Source organism: Rhizobium sp. MHM7A, assembly GCF_005862215.1.
Taxonomy (GTDB): Bacteria; Pseudomonadota; Alphaproteobacteria; order Rhizobiales; family Rhizobiaceae; genus Rhizobium; species Rhizobium bangladeshense.
Genome location: NZ_VCHT01000061.1, coordinates 1 through 1,912 on the forward strand (window position 1 = coordinate 1; position 1,912 = coordinate 1,912).

Here is a 1,912-nt window from a genome sequence, read left to right on the forward strand (position 1 = left end):
TTGTAGCTGATGGTCGATGAGGTCATCTCAACCGAATTATCCGCCACCCGTTAAGTTGCCGACAACGTGACATCGCCTGTTTTACAGCTTTCAGGCTACTGTCAGCTATAGCCGCTAGAAGGATGTTTGTTGAATTGACGCTGGCGAAGACAATGAGAGGACCTATCAATATCATCCGAGGTGCTGATCGCCAGCGGCGATGAAAGCCTAAATCGATGCTTCAAGGCAATCAGAGCCGTTAACTGCACTTCTGGCATTGGCTCGTTAGGGAGTTCCTATGTCGATAACTAAAAGAAAAATCGTCTTCGTAATTGTCTCAACCCTAATGGCACGCGGCGCGTCGGCGGCCGATCTCGCCGACCACAGCGTTCCGAGCGCCCCCTCTTATGACGCGCCGGGAACCTTCTCGTGGGCCGGGGCTTACGCCGGTCTTCACGGAGGTGTCGCGGCCCCCAAATTCAACCCGTTCAACAATGATCGCGCCCCAGCGGTGGGCGCTCAGGTAGGTTACAATTTCCAGGCCGGACCGGGCGTTTTCGGCGCAGAACTGGAAGGCTCTTACCTGAACAATGAAGTGCGTGTGCCCGGCGGCAAGGTGGAAAGCCGCTTCCGCGGTGCCGCGAAGGCGAAGGCTGGCTTGGGCCTTGACCGCACTTTCATCTACGGCACCGCGGGCGTCACAACGACCGAGTTCGAGGGCCGCCGCCCCGTATTCGGATCGGACAAGTGGAAATCCGGACCGGAGAGCTGGAAACAGGGCTACCTCTTCGGCGGCGGCGTCGAGCACGCGTTTCCGGGCGGCGTGTCAGCAAAGATCGAGTACAACTACGTCATTAATAACGCTGTCCCGACCCCGAGCGGAGGCGTCAACTCGGGGTCAGACCTTAACGATAGTGTAATTAAGGCGGGCATTAACTTTCGCTTCTGAAGACCATCGCTTCGAATTGAACAATGTGGCACTTCGGTGGCATCGTTCCATTCACCCACCATTGAGAACTGCGAGCAACTGCCATGCAAGCATGGCGCCAAATCGCGCGCCTTCACGCCGAATGAACCAAGGCCTCACTCCGAGATCTTGGTTTCACAGCGTTAAGTTTACGGTGCCCGGCAACCTAATCGTCGAGGCGCCGCGGAATGGCTCTCAACGGTACTCTTTGATTCACATCAAGAGATCGGACGCGGCCAGCGTATAAGCAATCAGAGAATAGCCTGGAACACATTGGAAGTATGTCTGCCAGTGCGCAGTTCGAACGAACATCGTCAGAAATTCTCTCACGAATACGCCTGCAGCGATAAAGGAGAAATGAATGTCTGCCTTGATTGGAACGGTTGAACGGCATGCGCCTGACTTCAGAGTCCAGTGCGAACGGACAGGGGTCTGGGCGATCAGAGCACTGACCCCTCGCGCGTCGCATTGGATGCACGCGAACTTCGCCGATCAATGTGTGGAGAAAGAGCAGTTAATCAAGACTGATCTCGGCAGTGCCAACGCGCTGATAAGGAAAGCTCGTTCGTCTGGGCTGATGACGGAATATGTCGGGCCGAATGCCACCTCATATTTTTGATGGAGAGAAGATGCGGTGATCACGTTATCTGTTGCGAGAAAGCTAAACCGTCGCCAGCCTGTTGGCCGCGATCTAAAGAACGAGGATTGCTCCGGCGGCTAGAACATTTTCGCTTGATGCCGTGCCGGCGGGCAAGCCAACATACCTGCGCGGCTTACGCCTACAGCTTCCAGCTGCTGCTCTCCTTCGCGGCGGCTCGTTTGGGGACCACTCCGTCCCGCATCGAGATCGAGCAGTTCGATGCACCGCTCCTTCTCGGCTTCCTGGAACGGCGATGTCACGTTGTCGGCAACTTAACGGGTGGCGGATAATTCGGTTGAGATGACCTCATCGACCATCAGCTACAA

2 protein-coding genes are annotated in these 1,912 nt (G+C 55.9%); both read left to right on the forward strand.

The features are described from left to right. Positions 1 to 277 precede the first annotated feature (277 nt). The gene (locus FFR93_RS40335) at positions 278 to 928 is read left to right on the forward strand and encodes an outer membrane protein (RefSeq protein ID WP_011654626.1); all 651 of its coding nucleotides are present in this window, start codon (positions 278 to 280) and stop codon (positions 926 to 928) included. 379 nt (positions 929 to 1,307) lie between these two features. Continuing rightward, on the forward strand, positions 1,308 to 1,565 hold the full coding sequence (locus FFR93_RS40340; protein WP_077988120.1) for a hypothetical protein: 258 nt from the start codon (positions 1,308 to 1,310) through the stop codon (positions 1,563 to 1,565). Positions 1,566 to 1,912: the final 347 nt, after the last annotated feature.